The organism is Pseudomonas sp. NPDC089534 (assembly GCF_044749305.1).
Lineage (GTDB): Bacteria > Pseudomonadota > Gammaproteobacteria > Pseudomonadales > Pseudomonadaceae > Aquipseudomonas > Aquipseudomonas ekonensis.
In genome coordinates, this window is sequence record NZ_JBIVHR010000023.1 from 1 (window position 1) to 23,532 (window position 23,532).

Annotated in this window: 23 protein-coding genes and 1 pseudogene; 16 read left to right on the plus strand and 8 right to left on the minus strand. The window is 64.1% G+C overall.

Annotated elements, in window-relative coordinates; all coding sequences use genetic code 11:
* Positions 1 to 237 (plus strand): annotated as a pseudogene (locus ACIP0B_RS09590) (NAD(P)(+) transhydrogenase); the annotation flags it as partial.
* A 42-nt stretch (positions 238 to 279) separates the two neighbouring features.
* Here the strand turns inward: ACIP0B_RS09590 and ACIP0B_RS09595 are convergent.
* Positions 280 to 1,002, minus strand: a complete 723-nt coding sequence (locus tag ACIP0B_RS09595; protein WP_217891260.1) for a glycerophosphodiester phosphodiesterase — start codon at positions 1,000 to 1,002, stop codon at positions 280 to 282.
* Between the two features lie 14 nt (positions 1,003 to 1,016).
* Entirely contained in the window at positions 1,017 to 1,598 is a 582-nt protein-coding gene (locus ACIP0B_RS09600) for a PilZ domain-containing protein (protein WP_400831468.1), read from the minus strand.
* A 94-nt stretch (positions 1,599 to 1,692) separates the two neighbouring features.
* On the opposite strand from ACIP0B_RS09600, the gene ACIP0B_RS09605 reads away from it, so the two are divergent.
* The 3 genes from ACIP0B_RS09605 to ACIP0B_RS09615 all read left to right on the plus strand — a co-directional run bounded on the left by ACIP0B_RS09605 (position 1,693) and on the right by ACIP0B_RS09615 (position 4,941).
* Positions 1,693 to 2,943 carry a lipoprotein-releasing ABC transporter permease subunit gene (locus ACIP0B_RS09605; RefSeq protein WP_400831470.1) on the plus strand — a complete coding sequence of 417 codons (1,251 nt, stop codon included), beginning with the start codon at positions 1,693 to 1,695 and terminating at the stop codon, positions 2,941 to 2,943.
* Positions 2,944 to 2,950: 7 nt separating this feature from the next.
* Positions 2,951 to 3,634: a lipoprotein-releasing ABC transporter ATP-binding protein LolD gene (lolD, locus tag ACIP0B_RS09610; RefSeq protein WP_170930074.1), complete on the plus strand. Its 684-nt coding sequence runs from the start codon at positions 2,951 to 2,953 to the stop codon at positions 3,632 to 3,634.
* 62 nt (positions 3,635 to 3,696) lie between these two features.
* Complete coding sequence (locus ACIP0B_RS09615; RefSeq protein WP_400831471.1) at positions 3,697 to 4,941, plus strand: lipoprotein-releasing ABC transporter permease subunit; 1,245 nt, start codon at positions 3,697 to 3,699, stop codon at positions 4,939 to 4,941.
* 89 nt (positions 4,942 to 5,030) lie between these two features.
* On the opposite strand, the gene ACIP0B_RS09620 is transcribed toward ACIP0B_RS09615, so the two are convergent.
* Both ACIP0B_RS09620 and ACIP0B_RS09625 read right to left on the minus strand, forming a co-directional pair.
* Complete coding sequence (locus tag ACIP0B_RS09620) at positions 5,031 to 6,380, minus strand: heavy metal sensor histidine kinase (protein ID WP_400831472.1); 1,350 nt, start codon at positions 6,378 to 6,380, stop codon at positions 5,031 to 5,033.
* Positions 6,380 to 7,060: a heavy metal response regulator transcription factor gene (locus tag ACIP0B_RS09625; protein WP_400831473.1), complete on the minus strand. Its 681-nt coding sequence runs from the start codon at positions 7,058 to 7,060 to the stop codon at positions 6,380 to 6,382. The genes ACIP0B_RS09620 and ACIP0B_RS09625 overlap by 1 nt, the downstream gene beginning before the upstream one ends.
* 154 nt (positions 7,061 to 7,214) lie before the next feature.
* Between ACIP0B_RS09625 and ACIP0B_RS09630 the strand changes: the two genes are divergently transcribed.
* Together ACIP0B_RS09630 and queF are read left to right on the plus strand one after the other, a co-directional pair.
* Positions 7,215 to 7,778 (plus strand): plastocyanin/azurin family copper-binding protein, encoded by a 564-nt coding sequence (locus ACIP0B_RS09630; RefSeq protein ID WP_400831475.1) that lies wholly within the window; start codon positions 7,215 to 7,217, stop codon positions 7,776 to 7,778.
* Between the two features lie 61 nt (positions 7,779 to 7,839).
* A complete protein-coding gene (gene queF, locus ACIP0B_RS09635) occupies positions 7,840 to 8,670 on the plus strand; it encodes an NADPH-dependent 7-cyano-7-deazaguanine reductase QueF (RefSeq protein ID WP_400831477.1) in 831 nt (276 codons plus the stop codon).
* Positions 8,671 to 8,866: 196 nt separating this feature from the next.
* Here the strand turns inward: queF and ACIP0B_RS09640 are convergent, their stop codons facing one another.
* Together ACIP0B_RS09640 and ACIP0B_RS09645 are read right to left on the minus strand one after the other, a co-directional pair.
* Positions 8,867 to 9,130: a DUF4404 family protein gene (locus ACIP0B_RS09640; RefSeq protein ID WP_400831478.1), complete on the minus strand. Its 264-nt coding sequence runs from the start codon at positions 9,128 to 9,130 to the stop codon at positions 8,867 to 8,869.
* Between the two features lie 108 nt (positions 9,131 to 9,238).
* The gene (locus ACIP0B_RS09645; protein WP_400831480.1) at positions 9,239 to 9,856 is read right to left on the minus strand and encodes an HAD family phosphatase; all 618 of its coding nucleotides are present in this window, start codon (positions 9,854 to 9,856) and stop codon (positions 9,239 to 9,241) included.
* A 197-nt stretch (positions 9,857 to 10,053) separates the two neighbouring features.
* Here ACIP0B_RS09645 and ACIP0B_RS09650 point away from each other — a divergent pair, with 197 nt between their 5' ends.
* The 3 genes from ACIP0B_RS09650 (at position 10,054) to rssC (ending at position 12,737) form a co-directional block, all read left to right on the plus strand.
* Positions 10,054 to 10,743, plus strand: a complete 690-nt coding sequence (locus tag ACIP0B_RS09650; RefSeq protein WP_400831482.1) for a VacJ family lipoprotein — start codon at positions 10,054 to 10,056, stop codon at positions 10,741 to 10,743.
* 330 nt (positions 10,744 to 11,073) lie between these two features.
* On the plus strand, positions 11,074 to 12,258 hold the full coding sequence (gene rssB, locus ACIP0B_RS09655; protein ID WP_400831563.1) for a two-component system response regulator RssB: 1,185 nt from the start codon (positions 11,074 to 11,076) through the stop codon (positions 12,256 to 12,258).
* Positions 12,255 to 12,737 carry an anti-sigma factor antagonist RssC gene (rssC, locus tag ACIP0B_RS09660; protein ID WP_400831484.1) on the plus strand — a complete coding sequence of 161 codons (483 nt, stop codon included), beginning with the start codon at positions 12,255 to 12,257 and terminating at the stop codon, positions 12,735 to 12,737. Before rssB ends, rssC begins: the two co-directional genes overlap by 4 nt.
* A 90-nt stretch (positions 12,738 to 12,827) precedes the next feature.
* Here the strand turns inward: rssC and tal are convergent, their stop codons facing one another.
* Both tal and ACIP0B_RS09670 read right to left on the minus strand, forming a co-directional pair.
* Complete coding sequence (tal, locus tag ACIP0B_RS09665) at positions 12,828 to 13,754, minus strand: transaldolase (RefSeq protein ID WP_400831486.1); 927 nt, start codon at positions 13,752 to 13,754, stop codon at positions 12,828 to 12,830.
* Positions 13,755 to 13,944: 190 nt separating this feature from the next.
* On the minus strand, positions 13,945 to 14,892 hold the full coding sequence (locus ACIP0B_RS09670; RefSeq protein ID WP_400831487.1) for a glycosyl hydrolase family 5: 948 nt from the start codon (positions 14,890 to 14,892) through the stop codon (positions 13,945 to 13,947).
* A gap of 287 nt (positions 14,893 to 15,179) precedes the next feature.
* Between ACIP0B_RS09670 and ACIP0B_RS09675 the strand changes: the two genes are divergently transcribed.
* Genes ACIP0B_RS09675 through ACIP0B_RS09705 form a run of 7 tightly spaced genes read left to right on the plus strand, consistent with a single transcriptional unit; the run spans position 15,180 to position 23,510 of the window.
* On the plus strand, positions 15,180 to 15,620 hold the full coding sequence (locus ACIP0B_RS09675) for a low molecular weight protein-tyrosine-phosphatase (RefSeq protein WP_400831488.1): 441 nt from the start codon (positions 15,180 to 15,182) through the stop codon (positions 15,618 to 15,620).
* Positions 15,621 to 15,659: 39 nt separating this feature from the next.
* Complete coding sequence (locus ACIP0B_RS09680; RefSeq protein WP_400831490.1) at positions 15,660 to 17,888, plus strand: polysaccharide biosynthesis tyrosine autokinase; 2,229 nt, start codon at positions 15,660 to 15,662, stop codon at positions 17,886 to 17,888.
* A 40-nt stretch (positions 17,889 to 17,928) separates the two neighbouring features.
* A complete protein-coding gene (locus ACIP0B_RS09685; RefSeq protein WP_400831492.1) occupies positions 17,929 to 19,011 on the plus strand; it encodes a glycosyltransferase in 1,083 nt (360 codons plus the stop codon).
* 14 nt (positions 19,012 to 19,025) lie between these two features.
* A complete protein-coding gene (locus ACIP0B_RS09690; protein ID WP_400831493.1) occupies positions 19,026 to 20,138 on the plus strand; it encodes a polysaccharide pyruvyl transferase family protein in 1,113 nt (370 codons plus the stop codon).
* Complete coding sequence (locus ACIP0B_RS09695) at positions 20,135 to 21,364, plus strand: phosphoribosylaminoimidazole carboxylase (protein WP_400831495.1); 1,230 nt, start codon at positions 20,135 to 20,137, stop codon at positions 21,362 to 21,364. The genes ACIP0B_RS09690 and ACIP0B_RS09695 overlap by 4 nt, the downstream gene beginning before the upstream one ends.
* Positions 21,355 to 22,473 carry a hypothetical protein gene (locus ACIP0B_RS09700; RefSeq protein ID WP_400831496.1) on the plus strand — a complete coding sequence of 373 codons (1,119 nt, stop codon included), beginning with the start codon at positions 21,355 to 21,357 and terminating at the stop codon, positions 22,471 to 22,473. Before ACIP0B_RS09695 ends, ACIP0B_RS09700 begins: the two co-directional genes overlap by 10 nt.
* Entirely contained in the window at positions 22,473 to 23,510 is a 1,038-nt protein-coding gene (locus ACIP0B_RS09705) for an acyltransferase family protein (protein ID WP_400831498.1), read from the plus strand. The genes ACIP0B_RS09700 and ACIP0B_RS09705 overlap by 1 nt, the downstream gene beginning before the upstream one ends.
* Positions 23,511 to 23,532 lie beyond the last annotated feature (22 nt).

The following is a 23,532-nucleotide window of genomic DNA, read 5'->3' on the forward strand; positions in this document are numbered from 1 at the left end:
GCCGGCGAGCCGCAAGGCATGCTGAAGATCCTGTTCCACCGCGAGACGCTGGAAGTGCTGGGCGTTCACTGCTTCGGCTATCAGGCGTCGGAGATCGTGCACATCGGCCAGGCGATCATGAACCAGCCGGGCGAACTGAACACCCTGAAGTACTTCGTCAACACCACGTTCAACTACCCGACCATGGCCGAAGCCTATCGGGTAGCGGCGTACGACGGCCTCAACCGGCTTTTTTGAGCGGCTCCGGCCGGTGGCCTGAGCCGGCCGGGGAGACCGATTTCAGCAATTCTCGAGGGTGGCAGTGGCCAAACCGGGAAAGTCTGTAATCAGGCTGTCAACGCCGAAGTCGGCGAGCCTGCGCATCAGCGCAGGTTCGTTGACGGTCCACACCGATACGTGCAGCCCCTGACGCTGCGCCTTCTGCAGACGCTCCGGCGTGCACAGCGTCCAGTTCAGGGCCAGAATCGCGCAACCGTAGTTCTGCGCGACCTTCAGCGGGTCGAGCCAGGCGTACTCGGCCACCAGGCCGCGGGACACGTCCGGCACCAGGTCCTGCGCCGCCTTCAGCACTTCCCTTGAGCTCGAGGTGATCGTCACCTTGTCGAGCAGGCCATGCCTGACCGCCATTTCGCGGATCGCCAGCACCGTCGTCGCGGCGCGGGTGCGGGATGCGCTCTTGACCTCCAGTTGCCAGTGCTCGAAGTCGCATTTCTCGAACAACTCTTCCAGCGTCGGGATCGGGCAGGGCTTGATCCAGCCCGGACCGCCCTTGCGCGCATCGTAGGTCACCAGTTCGGCGGCGGTGTGCTCGACCACCTTGCCGCGCCGCTCGGTGGTGCGCTTGAGGGTCGGGTCGTGGATGACCATCAGCTCGCCGTCCTTGGACAGGTGCAGGTCCAGTTCGCAGCGGCGCACGCCGTGCTTGAGGCATTCCTGAAAGCTGGTCAGGGTGTTTTCCGGTGCTTCGCCCTTGGCGCCGCGGTGGCCGTAGATGAGGGTCACGGTTTTTCCTTAATTCAAATGCCGGGTTCGTTCTGTTCACGGGCCAGGCGTCGTTCCTGGGCCTGCTTCTGCAGGATGTAGCGGGCGAGCAACTGGCGCTGGGCGTCGGTCAGGTGCTCGAACTCGGTGCCGACGTCGTAGCCGTCGCCCTTGCGGTCGCAATGGGTCACGCGGGCGCGCAGCAGCAGGCCCAGGGCCTGGGGCATCAGCACCAGCTTGACCGACAGGCGCGCGCCGACGGCCACAGGCGTCGGGTGCTGGAAGTCGATGCCGCCTTCGGAAATGATCACCGGCTGCGGCTCGCCGATGTGGCCGAGCACGGTCAGGGCGACCACCTGGCTGAGCAGGTCGATGCGTTTGTTCTGGGTCTTCAGGAACGCGGCGATGGCGCGGTCGCGCTCGCTGATCTGGCGCAGCAGGTGCTGCGACTCGAATTCGCTCAGGTGCAGTTCGCTGAGCAGGTTGAAGAGGGGGGAAGCATCCTGCAACACTTCCTCGCCCGCCGCTTCGGGAGCGGACAGGGGCCTAATTTCCAGTGCGATCATGTCCTCGATACGGTAGTATTCGCGGCGATCTTCTTCATCTAATGTCGACATGGCGAACCCATGGTAGCGGCGGTGGTCTGAGTGTAAAGCTGGTTATCGACCCCCGCCACAAGGACGTTCCTTTTCCCTCCGAACAAGCCCCGACATGTTCAGACCTCTCTTCGTATTCATCGGCACGCGTTACACCCGTGCAAAGCGTCGCAATCATTTTGTGTCATTCATTTCCCTGACTTCGATGATCGGGCTCGCCCTTGGCGTGGTCGTGATGATCGTGGTGCTGTCGGTGATGAACGGCTTCGACCATGAGATGCGCACCCGCGTGCTGGGCATGGTGCCCCACGCGACCGTCGAGTCCGGCGAAGCCATCAGCGACTGGCAGGGCCTGGCCGACAAGGTCAGGCAGAATCCCCAGGTGACGGCCGTCGCGCCGTTCACCCAGATGCAGGGGCTGCTGACCAACAACGGTCAGGTGTCCAAGGTGCTGCTCAACGCCATCGACCCGGCGCTGGAGCGCAACGTGTCGATCATCGACAACTTCATGAAGCAGGGCAAGCTCGACGACCTGACCCCGGGCAGCTTCGGCATCGTCATCGGCGACAAGGCCGCGGCCAAGCTCGGCGTGGGCCTCGGCGACAAGGTCACGTTCGTGGCGCCGGAGGTCAGCGTGACCCCGGCCGGCATGTTCCCGCGCATGAAGCGCTTCACGGTGGTCGGCATCTTCCATGTCGGCGCCGGCGAGATCGACGGCTACCTGGGCGTCACCAACCTGCAGGACCTGGCGAAGCTGCACCGCTGGAAGCCGGATCAGGTGCAGGGCCTGCGCCTGAAGTTCGACGACCTGTTCCAGGCCCCGCGCGAGGCGTGGAACATCGCCCGGCAACTCGGCGAAGACCGTTACTACGCCCGCGACTGGACCCGCACCCACGGCAACCTGTACCAGGCGATCCGCATGGAGAAGGCCATGATCGGCCTGCTGTTGCTGCTGATCGTCGCCGTGGCGGCCTTCAACATCATTTCCACGCTGGTGATGGTGGTCAACGACAAGAAGGGCGACATCGCGATTCTGCGCACCCTGGGCGCCACGCCGGGCACGATCATGCGCATCTTCATGGTGCAGGGCACCGTGATCGGTGTGGTCGGCACCGCCATCGGCGCGGTGGTCGGGATCTTCGCCGCGCTCAACGTCAGCGCTGCCATCTCGGCCCTCGAAGGCCTGATCGGGCACAAGTTCCTCAACGCGGACGTGTACTTCATCGATTACCTGCCGTCGCAGGTGCAGAGCCAGGATGTCGTGATGGTCTGCTCCGCCGCGTTGGTCCTGAGTTTCCTCGCCACCCTGTATCCCGCCTGGCGTGCCGCGCGCACCCAGCCGGCGGAGGCGCTACGTTATGAGTGAGTCGGGCATGAGTCAAAAAGCGATCTTGAGCTGCCGCAGCCTGGGCAAATCCTACGAGGAAGGCCCGGAGTCGGTGGAAGTGTTGGCCAATCTGCAGTTGGAGCTGTTCCCCGGCGAGCGGGTGGCCATCGTCGGTACGTCGGGTTCGGGCAAGAGTACCTTGCTCAACCTGCTGGGCGGCCTCGACACGCCGACCAAGGGCAGCGTCTGGCTCGCCGGCGAAGAGCTCTCGGCGCTGAGCGAAAAGGGCCGCGGCCAGCTGCGCAACCGCGCGCTGGGTTTCGTGTACCAGTTCCACCATCTGCTGCCGGAGTTCACCGCGCTGGAGAACGTCTGCATGCCGCTGCTGATCGGCAAGACGCCGATCCCGGAGGCCCGTCAGCGGGCCACGGCGCTGCTGGAGCGGGTCGGATTGGCCCACCGTCTGGAGCACAAGCCGGCCGAGCTGTCCGGCGGCGAGCGCCAGCGCGTGGCCATTGCCCGTGCGCTGGTGAACAAGCCGGGGCTGGTGATGCTCGACGAGCCGACCGGCAACCTCGACTCGCACACGGCCCAAGGCATTCAGGACCTGATGCTTGAGCTCAGCACCTCGATGCGCACGGCGTTCCTGGTGGTGACCCACGACATGAACCTGGCCCGCCAGATGGACCGCGTCCTGCATCTGCAGGAAGGCTGCCTGACCCCCATCTGACGCCCGCAGCCCGATGCCTGCGAAGGCGTCGGGCCTTTTATTTCCAAACGGTGCCCCAGCGAATGTTCAGACCGTTATCGATCTTCATCGGCGCGCGCTACACCCGCGCCAAGCGCCGAAACCGCTTCGTTTCGTTCATCTCGATGACCTCGATGATCGGGCTCGCCCTCGGCGTGCTGGCGATGATCGTGGTGCTGTCGGTGATGAACGGCTTCCAGCGCGAAATGAGCTCGCGCATCCTCGGCATGGTGCCGCACGCGACCATCGTCGGCGTCAACCCGATCGACGACTGGCAACCGGTGGCCGCCGCCGCGCTGAAGAACCCCGAAGTCACCGCCGCCGTGCCGTTCACCGAAATGGAAGGCATGCTTTCCTACAAGGGGATGATGCAGCCGATCCAGATCAGCGGCGTCGATCCGGCGCAGGAAGGCAAGGTGTCGATCGTCGCGCAGCACATCGTGCAGGGCCGGCTCGATGCCTTGAAGCCGGGCGAGTTCGGCGTGGTGCTCGGTGAGATCACCGCGCGGCGCTTCCGCCTGAACGTCGGCGACAAGATCACCCTGATCGTGCCGGAAGTCAGCACCGCGCCCGGCGGCATCACCCCGCGCATGCAACGCCTGAACGTGGTGGGGGTGTTCAAGGTCGGCGCCGAGCTGGACGGCTCCATGGGCCTGATCCACGTGGCCGACGCCGCGCAGATGCAGCACTGGGAACCGAACCAGGTGCAGAGCGTGCGCCTGGCGGTGAAGGACCTGTACGCCGCGCCGAAGGTCTCCTCCGACATCGCGACGGGCCTGGGCGCCGGCTACAAGGCCGACGACTGGACCCACACCCAGGGCAGCCTGTTCAGCGCGATGAAAATGGAAAAGACCATGATCGGCCTGCTGTTGCTGATGATCGTCGCGGTGGCGGCGTTCAACATCATCGCGACCCTGATCATGGTGGTGAACGACAAGGGCGCGGACATCGCGATCCTGCGCACCATCGGCGCCACGCCCCGGCAGATCATGGCGATCTTCATGGTGCAGGGCACGGTGATCGGCATCGTCGGCACGCTGATCGGCGGCGTGCTCGGCGTGATCGCCGCGCTGAACGTCAGCGAGATGGTGGGCTGGATCGAACGGGTCACCGGGCAGCACATCTTCAGTTCGGACGTGTACTTCGTCAGCAACCTGCCGTCGGAGCTGCAAGGCGGCGACGTGCTGCTGATCTGCTCGGCGGGCTTCATCATGAGCTTCCTGGCCACCGTGTATCCGGCGTGGCGGGCGGCGAAGGTCGAGCCGGCGCAGGCGTTGAGATACTCCTGAGCCTCAGGAATGTGGCTCCCACATTGGATCTGTGTCATCCATTCCCTGTGGGAGCCAGCCTGCTGGCGATGAGGCCATGACGGCCGGCCTCAATCCTCCCTTGGCAACTCGATCACAAACCGCGTCCAGCCCTCGGCCGATTCGCAATGAATCTGCCCGCCATGGGCCCGGACGATGGATTGGGTGATCGCCAACCCCAGCCCGGCGTGTTCGTGGCTGCCTTCCTGGCGGGCCGGATCGGCCCGGTAGAAACGGTCGAACAGGCGCGGCAGCAGCTGCGCCGAAATCCCTTCGCCGGTGTTTTCCACGCTCACCCTCAATGACTTCGGCAACTCGGCGATCCGCAGTCGCACCTGTCCGTCGACCGGGGTGAAGCGCAGCGCGTTGTCCAGCAGGTTCGACAGGGCCCGGCGCAGCATGCCGCGGTCGCCGTCGATGCGGGCGTGGCCTTCGCGGCTGAGCGTCACGCCGGCGTCTTCGGCCAGCGGGGCGAAGAACTCCAGCAGCGTGTCGGTCTCTTCGGCCAGCTCCAGCGGCTCGCGCTTGGGGATCAGCAAACCGTGATCGGCCTTGGCCAGGTACAGCATGTCGTTGACCAACTGCGCCATCCATTGCAGCTCTTCGAGGTTGCTGTGCAGGGCTTCGCGGTAGTCCTCCATGGAACGGGGGCGGGTGAGGGTGACCTGGGTGTGGGTCAGCAGGTTCGACAGCGGCGTGCGCAGTTCATGGGCGATGTCGGCGGAGAACGCCGACAGCCGCTGAAAGGAGTCGTCCAGGCGCCCCAGCATGGCGTTGAAACTCTGGGCCAGTTCCGCCAGCTCCGGCGGCATCTGTTCTTGCGGCAGGCGCGCGTTGAGCGATTGCGCCGAGACGCCGCGCGCCACCGCGCTCATGCGCCGCAAGGGGCGCAGGCCGCTGCGCGCCGCCCAGGCGCCGAGCAGCGCGGTGGCCAGCGCCGACAGGCCGACGGTCAGCCAGATCAGGTGCTGCATGCGTTGCAGGAAGTGCTGGTGATGGGTGATGTCCAGCAGCAGGGTCAACTGCGGCGAATCGGCCTTGTCCGGATAGAGCGCCGCGTTCAGCACCCGGTAATCGGTGCCGTTGTCGCTGACGGTGGCCAGGCCGTTCGCCCGCGGCAGTTCCCCGGGCAGCCGGTCCGAGCTGTCGTACCAGCGCTGGCCGTCGCTGCCGCTGATGCGCAGCGACAGGTCGGCCTGGCGGCTCAGTTCGTCGGCCAAGCGCGCCTGGCGTTGGTGGTCCGGCACGTCTTGCAGGGCCCGGCGCAGGCCGATGAGTTTGCTGTCGAGCAACTGCTGGTCCAGCTCAATGAAATGCGCCTCGCTGGCGCGGCTGAACAGCACACCGGCCACCAGCGACACGGCGGCGGTGCAGGCGGCGAACAGCAAGGCCAGGCGCCCGCTCAAGGAAAGCCTGCGCATCAGTCGGCCCGCTCTTCGAGGACGTAACCCATGCCGCGCACGGTGTGGATCAGTTTGTTGGGGAAATCGTCGTCGATCTTCAGGCGCAGGCGCCGGATCGCCACTTCGATCACATTGGTGTCGCTGTCGAAGTTCATGTCCCAGACCTGCGAGGCGATCAAGGATTTGGGCAGCACCTCGCCCTGACGACGCAGGAGCATTTCCAGCAGGGAGAATTCCTTGGCCGTGAGGTCGATGCGCTGGCCGCTGCGCTCGACCCGGCGGCGGATCAGGTCCAGGCGCAGGTCCGCCAGTTGCAGGCTGGTCTCCTGGGGCGTGGCGCTGCCGCGCCGCAGCAGGCTGCGCACCCGGGCCAGCAGTTCGGAGAAGGCGAAGGGCTTGACCAGGTAGTCGTCGGCGCCCAGCTCCAGGCCGTGCACCCGGTCCTCCACCGCGTCCTTGGCGGTCAGGAACAGCACCGGCGTATCCAGGCCGGCGCCGCGCACCGCCTGCAGGATCTGCCAGCCGTCGCGGCCGGGCAGCATCACGTCGAGGATCAGCAAGGCATAGTCGCCGCTCAGCGCCAGTTGCTGGCCGCTGTTGCCGTCGGCCGCAAGCTCAGTGTTGAACCCCGCTTCGGTCAGGCCCTGGCGCAGGTAATGACCGGTTTTCGGTTGGTCTTCGACGATCAGCAGTTTCATGGGGCGGCTCGGGTGGAAGGTACGGGGCGTTATACCGTGGACGGTCGCCATGCAGGCCAACCTGACAAAGTTGTAATCTGCCTGTCAGGTTCGCGCCAGCGCAGGCGGGCTAGAGTTTCCCACAGGCTGAACCTTTCCTTGTTGGAGTACGACTATGTTTTTGCGCAACCGTCTGGCCGTCGCCGCGTGTCTGCTGGCGCTGAGTTCGCCTTTGTGGGCGGCTGGGGCGCACACTTACGATTTCGGCCAGCCGGCCCCGGCGGCCAAGGCCACCCGCAGCATTGAGGTGGTGATGGGGGACATGTCGTTCGATCCGAAGGCCATCGAGGTCAAGGCCGGTGAGACCGTTCGTTTCGTGCTGGTGAACAAGGGACAGCTGTTGCACGAATTCAACCTGGGCGATGCGGCGATGCACGCCAGCCATCAGCAGGAAATGCTCAAGATGCAGCAAAGCGGCATGCTCACGCCTACTGGCATGAAGGAAATGTCCCACGACATGGCCGGCATGGACCACAGCGCGATGGGCCACGATCCAATGGCGATGGGCGCGATGAAGCAGGGCATGAAGCACGACGACCCCAACAGCGTGTTGGTTGAGCCGGGCAAGACCGCCGAACTGACCTGGACGTTCAGCAAGGCCGTCAATCTCGAGTTCGCCTGCAACATTCCCGGCCACTATCAGGCCGGCATGGTCGGCAAACTGACTGTCAGTCAGTAAGCACTCAAAGGCGGGGGCAAAGGCTGGTAGAATCCGCTGATTCTTCAGTCAGGTTTCCGCCATGCATCCCGCAGCCGAACATTCGCCGCTGGGCAAGTCCAGCGAATACATCGCCACCTACACGCCGTCTCTGCTGTTTCCGATCCCGCGTACCGCCAAATGGGCGGAGCTGGGGCTGACCGCAGACACCCTGCCGTACAAGGGCGTGGACTTCTGGAACTGCTTCGAGCTGTCGTGGCTGCTGCCGTCGGGCAAGCCGGTGGTGGCGATCGGCGAGTTCAGCATCCCGGCGGACTCGCCGAACATCATCGAATCCAAGTCGTTCAAGCTGTACCTGAACTCGCTGAACCAGACGCCGTTCGCCGACACCGCGAGCCTGGAGGCGACGCTGGCCAAGGATCTGTCCGCCGCCGCCGGCAAGCCGGTGGGCGTGCGGATCCGCAGCCTGAAGGACGTCGAGGCCGAGGGCGTCACCGCGCTGCCGGGCGTGTGCATCGACGACCTGGACATCCGTGTCAGCAACTATGAGCATCCGCGCCCGGAACTGCTGCGCTGCGACGCTTCGCGGGTGGTGGAGGAGAGCGTGCACAGCCACCTGCTCAAGTCCAACTGCCCGGTGACCAGCCAGCCGGACTGGGGCAGCGTGGTGGTGGAGTACCGGGGGGCGGCGCTGGATCATGCGAGCCTGCTGGAGTACATCGTCAGCTTCCGCCAGCATTCGGACTTCCACGAGCAATGCGTGGAGCGGATCTTCCTCGACCTGCAACGGTTGCTCAAGCCGGAGAAACTGACCGTCTATGCGCGCTACGTGCGCCGCGGCGGCCTGGACATCAACCCGTACCGCAGCACGGAAAGCGCGCAGTTGCCGAACCTGCGCCTGGTTCGCCAGTAAGAGCTTGCGCGGCGGTCAGTGTCCTCACCGGCCTCATCGCCAGCGGGCTGGCTCCCACAGGGTTTTGGGGTGAATCCAGAATCTGTGTTCACCGCCAAACAGGGTGGGAGCCAGCCTGCTGGCGATGGCGCCCGTGAAGGCCCCGGACATGAAAAAGCCCTGCCGGCGACGGCAGGGCTTTTGCGTTTGCAGGGGCTCAGATGCCCATGCTGACCAGGGAGTTCATGATGTTGCGCAAGGTGCCGGCGATGGCGGGGTGTTCGACCTCGAAGCGTTCCACCGCCAGGTTCACGCCGTCGGCGATGTTGGTGTCCTGGGTGGACTGCTCCAGTTTGAGCTCGGATTCGATCTGCGCCATGAGTTGGTGCAGGTGATCGCGCTCGGCGTCGGACAGCGGCGGATTCTGTTCCAGTTGCTCGCGCAGGGTGTTGAGCTGTTCTTGCAGTTCGCGGGCGGGCATGGCGGTTTCCTTTTGTCGAGAGGCACTGGCATAGACCGCAGCCAGGTGCCAAAGGTCTATGGCTCCCCTTAAGACTAATCCACTCTCGCCCGGCCTGCATGATCCCGGTCAGGGCTTCTCGCCTTTGAGGCGCCGCAGGCTGATGTCGGCCAGGCAGGTGTCGAGTTCGCCCAGATGGTCGATCACCGAATGCACGCCCAGGCCGTACAGCTGCAGCGTCGCCTTGCCGCGCAACTGCTCGCGCTCCTTTTGCTCCAGGGCCTGCCATTGCTCCGGCGACAAGCCGCAGAGCGGGCCACAGGAGGCCAGCCCGATGGTCCAGAGCCCGGCGTTCAGGCCCGATTGCAGCAGGCGCGGTTCGCCGCTGACCAGCACGCAGCCGTCGAGCCGGCCGACGTTCAGGGCCATCAGCGCTTGCCAGCAGGCGCCGGGGGCCGGCCAAGGATTGATTGTTGCCGAATATTGCGAAGGTTTGATCCACGGCGGCAGGGAGACCGCCAGGGGCTGGGCGAGGGCGGGGGGCAGTTCATCGAGCCAGGCACAGGGGATCTGCTGGCGTTGCAGGCTGTGCAGGCTGTCGAGGGCGCCGGGGGTGGCTTCGGCGTGCTCCTGCAGGATCTCGCCGTGACGGGCGCGGGCGCCGAAGTCCACCAGGCAGCCGCTGAGCCCGAACAGCACGGCGGTCAGGCTGGACGCAGAGTGGGGCAAGGTTTCGGCGTGCGGCATGGAAACGTCCCTGAAATAGGGAAAGGCTAGGGGAGGCCGGTGACAGTTGGATGACAGGATCATGAAAGCGGTTGTAGGAGATATCTCACGTTGTCTCGGCGACGGCCTGCCCAAAGCGGCTTTTGCGCTTATACTAGCGCCCATATCGCCGGGGCGGGTTTGCCCTGCGCCAGTACCCATCCAAGGAGTTTCTCTCTATGCGCTGGAGCAATCCTCTCGCTCAGATCTGTGTATGTGCCGGTGTGTTGCTGGCCCCGTTCGCCGCCCAGGCCGCGACGGAAGAAGACCCTTGGGAAAGCGTCAACCGTCCGATCTTCCAGTTCAACGACTTCGTCGACACCTACGCGCTGAAGCCGTTGGCGCAAGGCTATGAATATGTAACGCCGCAATTCCTCGAAGACGGCATCCACAACATGTTCCGCAACGTCGGCGACGTCACCAACTTCGCCAACAACATCCTGCAGGCCAAGCCGGCCGCCGCCGGCGTCGATGCGGCACGCCTGATCTTCAACACCACCTTCGGCCTGCTCGGCTTCTTCGACGTGGGCACCAAGATGGGCCTGCAGCGCAGCGACGAAGACTTCGGCCAGACCCTCGGCTACTGGGGCGTGGGCAGCGGCCCATACGTGATGCTGCCGCTGCTGGGCCCGAGCACCCTGCGCGATGCGCCGTCGAAGTACGTCGACAGCTACACCGGCCCTTACCGCTACATCAACGACGTGCCGGTGCGTAACTCGATCTTCGGCCTGAACATCGTCGACACCCGCGCCAGCCTGCTCTCCAGCGAGAAGCTGATCAGCGGCGACAAGTACACCTTCATCCGCAACGCCTACCTGCAGAACCGCGAGTTCAAGGTCAAGGACGGGCAGGTCGAAGACGACTTCTGATCGTCTGCGGCAACCCACGTGCACGAAAGGCGGCCGCAAGGCCGCCTTTTTTCATGGCGGCGTCCTTACATCGGGTTACGGATTGACGGGTTCTTATAACTCTCTGTGATTTGACAAACAAAGTCGTCAGGTGGCGATCGGCGCATGCTTGAAACGCCCCGCGGATGGGAGTACCGTCTGCGCCTTAGAAGGGCACCTCTGGTGTGATCGCGTTCGGGACCGTTGTCCGAAAGCGGTGCAACAGGGAGGCTAGAAAGCGAATCCAGTAGTCTGCGCCGGGCCTGTCGCCCCGCCTGCTACGCCAACCCAATTCTGGCGCCGTTTGCCCACATGCCAAAAACCAGTGCCACGCTGCTGATAATCGATGATGACGAAGTAGTGCGCGCGAGCCTCGCGGCCTATTTGGAAGACAGTGGTTTCAGCGTCCTGCAGGCCGGCAACGGCCAGCAAGGTCTTCAGGTATTCGAGCAAGACAAGCCCGATCTGGTCATCTGCGATCTACGCATGCCGCAGATGGGCGGTCTCGAACTCATCCGTCAGGTCACCGAGCGCTCGCCGCAGACGCCGGTGATCGTGGTGTCGGGCGCCGGCGTGATGAACGATGCGGTGGAAGCCCTGCGCCTCGGCGCCGCCGATTACCTGATCAAGCCCCTCGAAGACCTGGCCGTGCTCGAGCACTCCGTGCGCCGGGCCCTGGACCGTGCGCGCCTGCTGCTGGAAAACCAGCGCTACCGCGAGAAGCTCGAGAAGGCCAACCGCGAGCTCGAAGCCAGCCTGAACCTGCTTCAGGAGGATCAGAACGCCGGGCGCCAGGTGCAGATGAACATGCTCCCGGTCAGCCCCTGGAGCATCGATGAGTTCCGGTTCGAGCACCAGATCATCCCGTCCCTGTACCTGTCCGGCGACTTCGTCGACTATTTCCGGGTCGATGACCATCGGGTGGCGTTCTATCTGGCGGACGTCTCGGGCCACGGCGCCTCTTCCGCGTTCGTGACCGTGCTGCTGAAGTTCATGACCACGCGTCTGCTGTTCGAGTCCAAGCGCAACGGCACGTTGCCGGCGTTCAAGCCTTCCGAGGTCCTGGGGCATATCAACCGGGGACTGATCAGCTGTAAGCTGGGCAAGCATGTCACGATGGTCGGTGGCGTCATCGACGAGGAGACCGGTTTGTTGACCTATAGCATCGGCGGACACCTGCCGTTGCCTGTGCTGTACACGCCCGACGGCGTGAGTTATCTCGAAGGGCGCGGTCTGCCCGTGGGGCTCTTCAACGAGGCCACCTACGAAGACCACGTGTTGGAGCTGCCGCCGGCGTTCAGCCTGACGCTGATGTCTGATGGCATTCTGGATCTTTTGCCGGAGCCCACACTCAAAGAAAAAGAAGCCGCCTTGCCCCAACGGGTCAAGTCGGCGGGCGGCAGCCTGGATGGTCTGCGCCAGGTGTTTGGATTGGCCACGCTCGGGGAGATGCCGGATGATATCGCCCTGTTGGTGTTGAGCAGGAACCTTCAATGAGTACCGGTAGAATCCAGTTCGCCGAGCAGGACGGCACCTTCGTCCTGAAGTTCGTCGGTGAAGTTCGCCTGACCCTGTGTTCGGCGTTGGATGCGACTATTGAGAAAATCTTCACCGCGTTGAATTTCAACGCGATCGTGATCGATTTGACCGAAACCCGCAGCATCGACAGCACCACACTGGGGCTGTTGGCCAAGCTGTCGATCCTGTCGCGGCAGAAGGTCGGCCTGTTGCCGACCGTCGTCACCACCCACGATGACATCACCCGTCTGCTGCAGTCGATGGGCTTCGAGCAGGTGTTCAACATCGTGAACCACCCTGTGCCGTGTCCGGAGTGTCTCGACGACCTGCCGGACCAGGACCAGTCGGAGGAGGTGGTGCGGGTCAAGGTGCTTGAGGCGCACAAGATCCTCATGGGGCTGAACGAGTCCAACCGTGAGGCCTTCCATGACCTGGTGAACGCGCTCGAACGGCATTGACCGGCCCGGCGGGAGCAAGCTCCCTCGCCACACGAATGAAAAAGGGCGAACCCGCGAGGGTTCGCCCTTTTTGCGTTGGCCGTCAGCCGATCACAGCTTGGCCTTGAGCAGCGCTTCGAGCTTTTCCTGGTCGCGGGCGAACTGACGGATGCCTTCGGCCAGTTTCTCGGTGGCCATCGCGTCTTCGTTGGACAGCCAGCGGAACTGCGCTTCGTTCAGCGGCAGACGGGCTTCGCCGGTGTGGCCCGGCGCCAGTTTGCGCTCCAGCTTGCCGGTGTCCGCCGCCAGCTTGTCGATCAGGTCAGGGCTGATGGTCAGGCGGTCGCAGCCGGCCAGCTGTTCGATCTGGCTCAGGTTGCGGAAGCTGGCGCCCATGACCACGGTCTTGTAGCCGTTGGCCTTGTAGTAGTTGTAGATGCGGGTCACCGACTGCACGCCCGGATCGTCGGCGCCGGTGTACTCGTTGCCGTTGGCCTTCTTGTACCAGTCGTAGATGCGGCCCACGAACGGCGAAATCAGGAACACGCCGGCATCGGCGCAAGCGGCGGCCTGGGCGAAGGAGAACAGCAGGGTCAGGTTGGTCTGGATGCCTTCCTTTTCCAGGATCTCGGCGGCACGGATGCCTTCCCAGGTGGAAGCGATCTTGATCAGCACGCGGTCACGGCCGATGCCGGCCTTGTCGTACAGCTCGATCAGGCGGTGCGCACGCTTGAGCATGGCGTCCTGGTCGAACGACAGGCGCGCATCCACTTCGGTGGAGATGCGTCCCGGAATCACTTTCAGGATTTCCTGGCCCACCGCGACGCCGAAACGGTCGCTGGCCAGGCCCACGTCGCCCTTGCAGTCGCCGACGCTGGCGTTCAGCAGCTCGGCATAGGCCGGGATGGCGGCCGCCTTGAGCAGCAGGGAAGGGTTGGTGGTCGCATCGACCGGCTTGACCCGGGCGATGGCTTCGAAGTCGCCGGTGTCGGCGACGACGGTGGTGAATTGTTTCAGTTGTTCCAGCTTGGAAGTCATGAGCGTGCTCTGTCCTAGGGGTCTGATGACATTACCCGAGCGCTGACGGCCGCTCAAGGGCGTGAACGCGGATCGGCGGCCCCCGGGGCAACAACCTGAAAACGGCTGTTTGAAAGGCGGGGGCGCGGTGTCGAGGGATTCGATGGCGAAACCGGCCGCAGGTTCAAAGCGGCGGATGGGTGGAGGGCGGCTATCGGGCGTTCAGTTGCGTGCGGGCCGTCAGTTGCGCCGGTTTCGGCTGGCCGTCGGACGTCAGCAGGCCGAAGTTGCGTTCCCGGTCGTTGCTGCCCGTATCGCTGTTTTTCCATTCATAGATCGAGGTCAACGGGATGTTGAGCCGTTTGACGTCGGCGATGAAGGCGCCGATCTTGCTGGCCTGGCCTTCCGGCCCGCCGTTGGAGCCGAGCGCCGAGATGCCCCATTCGCTGATGACCCCCGGCAGGCGGTAGTTCTGCTGGATGAACGCCTGGGCATTGCCGATCTGCGCGGCGGTCATGCCGTAGGGGTGATAGGACACCGCGTCCAGGCAGTCGGGGTAGGCATTGACGATGCTGTTCAGCGCGACGGCCGAGGCGGAGCCTGCGTTCGGCGGCCGGGCGAAGCCGAAGCCGATCAGGGGCGTGGATGAGGCTTTGCCTTGCAGCGATTGACACATGGCTTTCATGAACGGCGCGAACGTCGCATCGAAGTTGCCGGTCGGCCAGTACGTGGCCAGGTCCGGTTCATTCCAGATTTCGATCGCGACCAATTGCGTGCGGTAGGCCGCCTCCAGGCCTGTCACCGCGCCGGCGAACGCTTCGCCCGCCGCTGCCGGCCCTGTGCCCAGGGGCCGGGTGGCGCGCACGGTCATCAGCACCGGCAAGCCGGCTGCGCGGGCGACGGCGAAGGCGTCGCTGATCTGCCGCTGATAGGCCGGGTCACTCAGGCTGTCGCTCCAGACGCCCAGGCGCACGAAACTGAAGCCTGCCGCCTTGATCTGTTCGGCGTCGCTGGATGAGAAGTTCTGGATCTTGACCTGCACGCCGATGGTTCTGTCGGCGGCCAGGGCCGGAAACAGTTCGCTGGCGTGAACCTGGCCGGCCGCGCCGAACAGAAGAAGGGCCAGGGCGCCGAGCCGTTTGAGGGGTGCTGAATTCATGCCTGCTCTCCTGATGAGAAATGACAACTAGCAAACTTCCTTGCCTCATCCGTTTCGATGGCCAGAAAGGCGCGAAGTGCACGAATGTTATTTTTTGTCAGGAAATAACTTGTGAAGATCACAGTTATTTTTGGTCCGGCAATTCTGGTTGGGGGACTTTCCGGCGGCGTGGTACTTAATGCACTCAACTAACAGGGCGAATCTATTTCTGATTGCCGCAATGTCTCGTGGGTTCATTAATTTCATGAGCGATGTTGGCAGATTGATATTACACAGGAAAGTAAACTTTGTTCAAAAAGATCCTCGTCGTCTGCGTGGGCAACATCTGCCGAAGTCCGACAGCCGAACTGCTGTTGCGCGATGCGCTGACCCCGTCGGGTGTCGCGGTGGCTTCCGCGGGCCTGGCCGCGCGGGTCGGCGAATCCATGGAGGCGTCCGCGCGCCAGGTGGTGGAAGACCGTGGCCACAGCGCCGAAGGGTTCAGGGCGCGGCAGATCACGTCGGACATCGTCAATGAATCCGATCTGATCCTGGTCATGGAAAAAGAGCATGTAAAACAAGTGTTGAAGATCGCCTCCCACGCCAGGGGCAAAGTGTTTCTGCTCGGCAAGTGGCAGAACGAGCGAGAAATACCGGATCCGTATCGTCAGGGAAAGGCCGCTTTTATTCATGCGCATGCATTGATTGAAGATGCTGTTTGCTCTTGGGCGCAACGCCTCGGGCGTTGATGAATATTCTTCAGTTCAGTGAATGGTAAGAACAGACTTATGCAGTTACCGTCAGTAGTCGGCACCCGGGACAATGATCAAGACAGCATTGATATCCTCGGCATCTTTGGCTCGTTGATCGACCGCAAATGGTTGATCGGCGCCTTCACCGGCGCCTTCATGATGACCGGCGTGGCCTATGCCGTGCTGTCGACGCCGGTGTACCTGGCGAACGCGCTGGTCCAGGTCGAACCGAAAAAGAACGACATGCTCGGGTTCTCCGACCTGAGCAGCATGCTGGGCGGGCAGTCGCCGTCGGTGACCGAGATCGGCATCATCAAGTCGCGGGCGGTGATCGGCCGCACCGTCGATGACCTGCGCCTCGACATCGACGTCACGCCCAACACCTTTCCGGTGATCGGCGGCTTCCTGGCCCGGCGTTATCGGGGCGACAGCGAAGACAGCGTCTCGCGCCCGCGTTTCGGCCTCAACAGCTATGCTTGGGGCGGCGAGCGCCTGGACATCGAGCGCCTCGACCTGCCCAAGGAACTGCTGGGCAAGAAGCTCACCCTGGTCGCGGCGGACCAGCACCGGTTCCAGCTCTTCGACGACAACGACAACCTGCTGGCCGAAGGCGTGGCCGGCAGCGCCTTCGACCAGGACGGCGTCGCCGGGCTGGTCGGACGGCTGCAGGCCAACCCCGGCACCCGCTTCGAGGTGGTGCGCAACCCGCGGATCGTCACGATCCAGAGCTACCAGGATGCGCTGGACATCGCCGAGCAGGGCAAGGAGTCGGGCATCATCCGCCTGGCCCTGGCCAGCAGCGATGCGCCCGAGGCGGTGAGGATCCTCAACAAGATCTCGTCGCTGTACGTGCAGCAGAACGTGCAGCGCACCTCGGCCGAAGCGGCCCAGAGCCTGAATTTCCTCCAGGGCCAACTGCCCCAGGTCAAGCGTGACCTGGCCAAGGCCAGCGAAGCGCTCAACGCCTACCAGACCCGCGGCAAGACCGTGAACATCTCCCTGGAGACCCAGTCGATGCTGGGCCAGGTCGTCGGCCTGGACACCAAGATCTCCGAGCTGAAAATGCAGCAGGCGGAGATGGACCGCAAGTTCACCAAGCAGCACCCGGCCTACCGCGCCCTGATGACCCAGATCGGCGAGCTGACCCAGCAGCAGCGCTCGCTGGAGGGCAAGGTGCAGGACCTGCCGGCCACCCAGCAGGAGTTGCTTAACCTGACCCGCGACGTGGAAGTGGCCTCGCAGATCTACACGCAATTGCTGAACAAGGCCCAGGAGCTGGACATCGTCCGCGCCGGTGCGGTGGGCAACGTGCGGCTGGTGGATCCGGCGGATGTGGACATGACCAGCCCGATCAAGCCGCGCAAGGCCTTGATCGTGCTGATCGCGACGTTCTTCGGCGCCTTTGTCGGCGTGGCGCTGGTGCTGGTGCGCAAATCCATGAGCCGCGGTCTGGAAGGCCCGGAGGCCATCGAGCAGCTCGGCCTGCCGGTGTACGCGTCGATTCCCTACAGCGCCCTGCAGAAGGAAGAAGACAGCAAGAAGGTCCGGGCCAAGGCGGCCGAGACCCAGCCGGCCTACCTGCTGGCCCTGCGCAACCCGACGGACCTGTCCATCGAGTCGATCCGCAGCCTGCGCACCTGCCTGCACTTCGCCGGGCTGGACTCGACCAACAACCGGATCATGATTTCCGGCCCCAGCCCGCAGGTCGGCAAGACGTTCGTGTCTTCGAACCTGGCGGCGGTCATGGCGCAAAGCGGCCAGCGGGTGGTGCTGATCGACGCGGACATGCGCAAGGGGCATTTGCACAAGACGCTCAACACGCCCATCGCCAACGGCCTGTCGGACCTCTTGGTCAAGCGCTGCAGCCTCGAACAGGCGATCCACAAGATCGAGGTCGACAACCTGCACTTCATCAGCCGCGGCCAGGTGCCGCCCAATCCGTCGGAACTGCTGATGCACGCCAACTTCCGCGATCTGCTGGCCGAGCTCAGCGAGCGCTACGACGTGGTGATCATCGATACGCCGCCGTTGCTGGCGGTGACGGACGCGGCCATCGTCGGCCGCGAAGCGGGGATCAGCCTGATCGTCACCCGGTTCGCGGTGAACCCGGCCAAGGAGATCGAATTGACGATCCGCCGGTTCGCCCAGAACGGCATCGAACTCAAAGGCGCGGTGTTCAACGGCGTCGAGAAGCGCGCGGCCAGTTACTACGGCAACGGCGGTTACGGTTACTACAGCTACGAATACGCGTCCGACAAGTCCTGAGTCGAGCGACGGTTCCAATTGGCAAGGAAGTGGGTGGGTTGTGAAAAAAATTCTGCACGTGGCTGAAACGATAAAAGGCGGCGTCGCGACGGTGATCCGCACGATATCGGCGTCGCCCGACGACGAAACCTCGAACTACGAACTGATCTATCTGGTGCCCAAGGACCAGAAGCAGGAACTGCACGGCATCGACGGGGGGCAGATCCGCACCTTCGAAAGGAGCGGGCGCAATGCGCTGTCGATGCTGCGCTTCGCCTGGCAGCTGATCCGGGTGATGCTCAAGGAAAAGCCCGATGTGGTGCACCTGCACAGCACCTTTTCCGGGGTGATCGGCCGTTGCGTGTGCCTGGTCCTGCGGCCTTGGCGGTCGCCGAAGATCATCTATTGCCCCCATGCCTTTTCGTTCCTGATGGAAGGCTCGCCGGCCAAGCGCAAGCTCTATTCGCTGATCGAGCGGCTGCTGCAGAACGTCACGGACGTGATCATCTGCGTCAGCCGCTACGAGCTGGACAAGGCCGCCGCGTTCGGCATCGACCGCAAGCGCATGACCCTGATCTACAACGGCATTCCGACCAAGGATGAGGCCCGCAAGGCTGAGGGGACGGAGCCGATCCAGCTGCTGTTCGTCGGCCGTCTCGACTATCAGAAAGGCTTCGACGTGCTGCTCAAGGCCTTTGCCGAAGTGCGGCGCACCGACCTCAAGCTCACGGTGGTGGGCAGCGCGGTCAACGAAGACGCGGTCGCGCCTGCGCCGATGGACGGGGTCGAGTACCTGCCGTGGGTGACTCCGGCCGAGGTCAACGCGCTGTACCGCCAGGCCGATGCGCTGATCGTCCCCAGCCGCTGGGAAGGGTTTGCGATGGTGCCGCTTGAGGGCATGGCCATGGGCCTGCCGGTGATCGCCAGCGACTGCACGTCCTTGCCGGAACTGGTCACCCACGGGGTGTCCGGCTACATCTTTCCCGCCGGCGACCATCAGGCGCTGGCCGACCGCCTGATGCGGATCCACAAGCCGGGGCTGACCGCCCTGGGCCTTGAAAGCCGCCGGATCGTGCGCGAGCGCTTCAGCGCCGCCCTGATGATCCGCCAGACCTATGACGTGTATTGCGCCCCCACTTGTTAAGTAGAAATCAGCTTATGAACGTAACGATCTTGCATGGCTACAGTGCGTCCAACTCCGGTGACGGCCTCTTGGTGGACCTGGCCATCGCCCTGGTGCAGCGAAACTTCGGTGCCGACACGTCGATCAATGTCGTGGCGTCCGACCCGCAGTCCTTCAGCTACCTGCCGCACAAGCGCTTCGACGCGCCGGTGATGGCGGCCAAGGGTTTGGGGCGGGTCAAGCAGGCGGTGTTCCTCAACCGCTCCTACGCCGCCCTGGCGGATCTTTTGAAGAAGACGGATCTGATCGTCGGCGTCGGCGGCGGCTACATGCGTTCCAAGAGTGCCTTCGAACACATCAAGCTGAAGCTGGGGCACGCCAAGCAACTGGAGACGGCGATCCTCAGCAAGGTGCCGTCGGTGTACCTGCCGCAGAGCATCGGGCCGTTCCACGGCGAAAGCCGCAAGATCGTCGAGCACTACGCCAGCGCCGACGCGGTGTTTGTGCGCGACAACCGCTCCTCGGCGATGTTCGAGGCCTGCGAGAACGTCTACCGGGCGCCGGACCTGGCGGTGCAGGCCCTGGCCGGCAAGATCCTCATGCAGCCCAAGTTCACCCGTTGCGCGTCGACGCCGGCCACGGTGTGCGTGGTGCTGCGCAAGCCGCCGGCGTGGAGCCAGGAGAAGAAAGTCGCCTACGTCGCCAACCTCAAGGTGCTGCTGCAGCGCCTGAAGGAAAGGAGCAAGGTGGTCTGCGCGGTGCAGAGCGCCGTGCGCGGCAACGACGACGGCGCGTTCTACCGCGAGCTGGGCATCACCGAAGACCTGCTGCCGCTGAAGGCGACCCTGGCCAAGCACCAGCCGGACCTGGTGATTTCCGTGCGCCTGCACGGCGCCATCGAGTCGCTGCTGTCGGGCGTGCCGGCCTACCACATCAGCTATGAGCGCAAGGGCTTCGGCGCCTACCAGGACATGGGCGTGGAGGACTGGGTGATCAACGGCGGCGACATCGATGTCGACACCGTCATCGACACGGTCTACGCGCCGGACGCCCTGAGCCGCTTCGGCAAGCGCCTGACCGACACCTGCCGCGAGATCGAAGCCAAGACCGTGATGATGGACGAGATCATCAAGGGCGTCGTTCGATGATCTTCAGGCTCCTGCTGCGGGGCGGTGCGCTGGGCGCCAAGTTCCTGCTGGTGCTGGCCGTCACCCATTACCTGGGCTACGAGGCGCTGGGCTTCTACGGGGTGGTGGTCGCGGCTTCGCTGATCGCGTCGAAGTTCTACAGTGTCGGCTTCAGTTCCGAGATCAACCGTTTGATCAGCGTCGGCGGCAGCTCGCGCCGGGTCGTCGACAAGGTGCTGTGGCTGTACCTGGCCGTGGGCCTGGCGCTGTCGCTGGCGACGGTGGGGGTCTACTCGCTGTTCCAGTCGGTGCCGGCGACGCCCGCGCTGATCGCCTGCGTGACCCTGGTGCTGCTCACCGAGCACCTGTCCTTCGAGATCAACTCCTTTGTGTTTTCCGCCCAGAAAGCCACCTTGGGCGCGCTGCTGTTCTTCATCAAGACCGGCCTCTGGGCGCTGCTGGCGGTGGCCGGGCTGATGCTCGGCCAGGTCGCGGACATCGCGAGCGTCCTGTGGCTGTGGGTGGTGGCCAACGTCGTGGTGATCGTCGCCGGGTACGCCATCGTGGCCAAGGTGCACCGCGGGCGGGCGGAAGGGACGCTGGCGGCCGCGACCGTGTGGAAGGCCGGTTTGCCGTTCTACCTGGGCACCGGGCTGATCGCGTTGAGTCAGTACGCCGAGCGCTTTCTGATCGCCGACCTTGAGCCCTACGCCAACCTGGGCGTCTACGTGTACGCCTGGTCGGCGGCCAACACCTTGCAGGCGCTGTCCTACGCGGTGGTGGCGGTGGTGGGCATTCCGGTGCTGGCCAAGCGGTTTCAGGCCGAGGGGCAGCCGTTCACGGTCGGGCAACTGTTCGTGAACAAATGGGTGATGCGTTCGCTGGCGGTGTCGGCCGCGGTGGCGGTGCTGATCTACCTGTTCTTCAACGTCGTGCTCGACTACGTCGGCGCGCCGGTGCCGCGCCCGGACAACGGGATCCTCGGCGTGCTGATCGTGTCCTTTGCCTTGCGCGGGGTCGGCGACATCGTCTGGGGCGGCTTGATCGCCTCGAAGAACAGCCGGGTATCGCTGGCCAGCGCGGCCCTTTGCCTGCTGGTGTCGGTGCCGGTCAGCTACGTGCTGATCCGGCACTATTCGATCGAGGGCGCCGCCTGGGGCAACGTCTTCGCGATTGTCGTGCAGCTCGGCGCGATTGCGCTGCTGACCCGCACGACACAGGCGAAAAGGGCACTGGCATGGGGCTGAAGCTGCCGCGCATCGAGTTTCGCGGGGTGAAGCTCGATTCGTCGCTGTCGTTCCTGATCCTGTTCAGCGGCCTGTTCCTGTCGGTGGCCATGCCGCTGCTGGTGCCCCGGGCGCCGGGGCCGGACGCCATGACGCTGTGGATGTCCTACGCCCGCGCCGACAACTGCAACTTCTGGAACCCGTTCTCGCCGGACCGTTCGTCCTACGAGTGCTCGGCGTTCCTGCTGCGGCCCACCGGCATCGACCTGACCAATGCCTGGGCCTACGGGATGTTCTGCAATTTCTTCCTGACGGCGATCCCGGTGGTCGTCTTCCGGCGCATGCCGCTGGCGATCTTCGGCACCCTGTGCCTGTGGGGCATCGTCCGTTCGTTTTTCCTGGAGAACCTGACCAAGGAAATCATTGTGTCGGTGGCGGTGCTGAGCATTCTCCTGAGCTCGCTGACGCGCAAATACCGCGGCGGATTCTTTCTGTCGGCGGTGATCTACGGCGTGCTGATCCGGCCCTACTGGATTCTGTTTTCGCTGTCGTGGATCGGCGTCTGCGTGATGAAGAAGTACGTGTCGCGCGTCACGTTCTTCCTGATGCTGTTCTTGTTCTACCTGGCGGTCGCCATGGCGATCCAGGTGGCGCTCGGTTTTCCGGTGTCGTCGATCCGCGCCAGCAACAACGAGCTGCGCACGGCGGGGGAGGAGGGCTCCAAGTCGCTGATCGTGTCGTGGCTCAGCGGCAGCGACTTCGTTTCCCAGGCGCTGGACTCGATGATCATTTTCTTCCGGCTGTCGTTCCCCGCGGAGCTGATCCTGCTGTCCGGGCCGGGCCAGGTGATCTTCGTGGCGTTGATGATCATGACCGCGCTGCTGCTGTTCAAGGTCATCACGTCGACGGACTACAAAGGCATCCCCATCCAGACCAAGGCCAAGGAACTGATCGCGATCCCCCTCGCGTTCCTGCTGGTGCAAGGGCTGTTCGAGCCGGACTTCGGCTCCTTCGCCCGGCATTTCTCCATGGTGGTGCCGGTGCTGTTCGTGGGGCTGGGCCTGATGCTGCAGGGCAAGAAGCCCGTGCAGGTCGAATCAACCAATCGCGAGATGAGGCGGGTGCCGTAATGTCGAGCAAGAAAAAGTCCCTGGAGATCGAGACCCTGCGCGGTCTGGCCTGCCTGCTGCTGGTGCTGTATCACGTCATCGGCCCGCTGGGCGGTGGCCTGAAGATCGACGTGGGTTCGCCGTTCCGGATCCTCGCCGACTCCATGGTGTATGTGCGCATGCCGCTGTTCACCTTCATTTCGGGCTACATCTATTCGCTCTACAAGATCCGCGGGAATGACTTCGGGGCGTTCTTCAGCGGCAAGGTTCGGCGCCTGATCGTGCCGCTGTTCTGCGTGGGCGTGCCGTTTTCCGTGCTGCAGGCGGTGGGCCCCGGCGTGAACAAGGACGTGGGCGTGATCGATGCGCTGCTGTCGTTCTACATTCCGGTGAACCACTTCTGGTTCCTGCAGGCGGTGTTCATCATTTTCATGTTCGTCGGCCTGCTGGAATGGCGTGGCCTGCTGCGCACGGCGCCGCGCCTGTACCTGCTGTTTGCGTTCGCGGCGGCGGTGTTTCTGCTGCCGACCTTCAAGGTCGATGCGTTCGGCATCAACGGCGCGACCTATCTGCTGCCGTTCTTCGTGGCGGGGATGATCGGCCAGGAAAAGGTCGGGATCATCCGGCACGTGTTCAAGGTGATCGGGCCGTGGCTGTTCGTGATGATTTCGCTGGCGCTGCTGTACGTGGCCGCGATGGACCGCGACCTGATCATCGACCGCCGCAGCCTGATCGGGCTGACGGTGGGCTGCGTGTCGTGCTTCGCGCTGCTGTCGAGCGAGATGCGTTCGAAGTGGCTGACCTGGCTGGGCGGCTATTCCTACGCGATCTTCCTGTTCCATGTGCTGTTCGCCGCCACGTCGCGGGCGCTGCTGGGGCGCTTGGGCGTGAAGGACGAAAGCGTTCTGGTGCTCTGCGGCCTGACCCTCGGCCTGCTTGGGCCGGTGCTGCTGTCGACGGTGTTCAGCCGCTTCAACTTCACCTCCGTGCTGTTCCTGGGGGAGCGGGCCAAGGTCAAGAAGCCTGTCGGGCAGGTGGCCTCGGTGCCGCAGGCCTGATGGTGTCGCTCAAGGAGGTGCG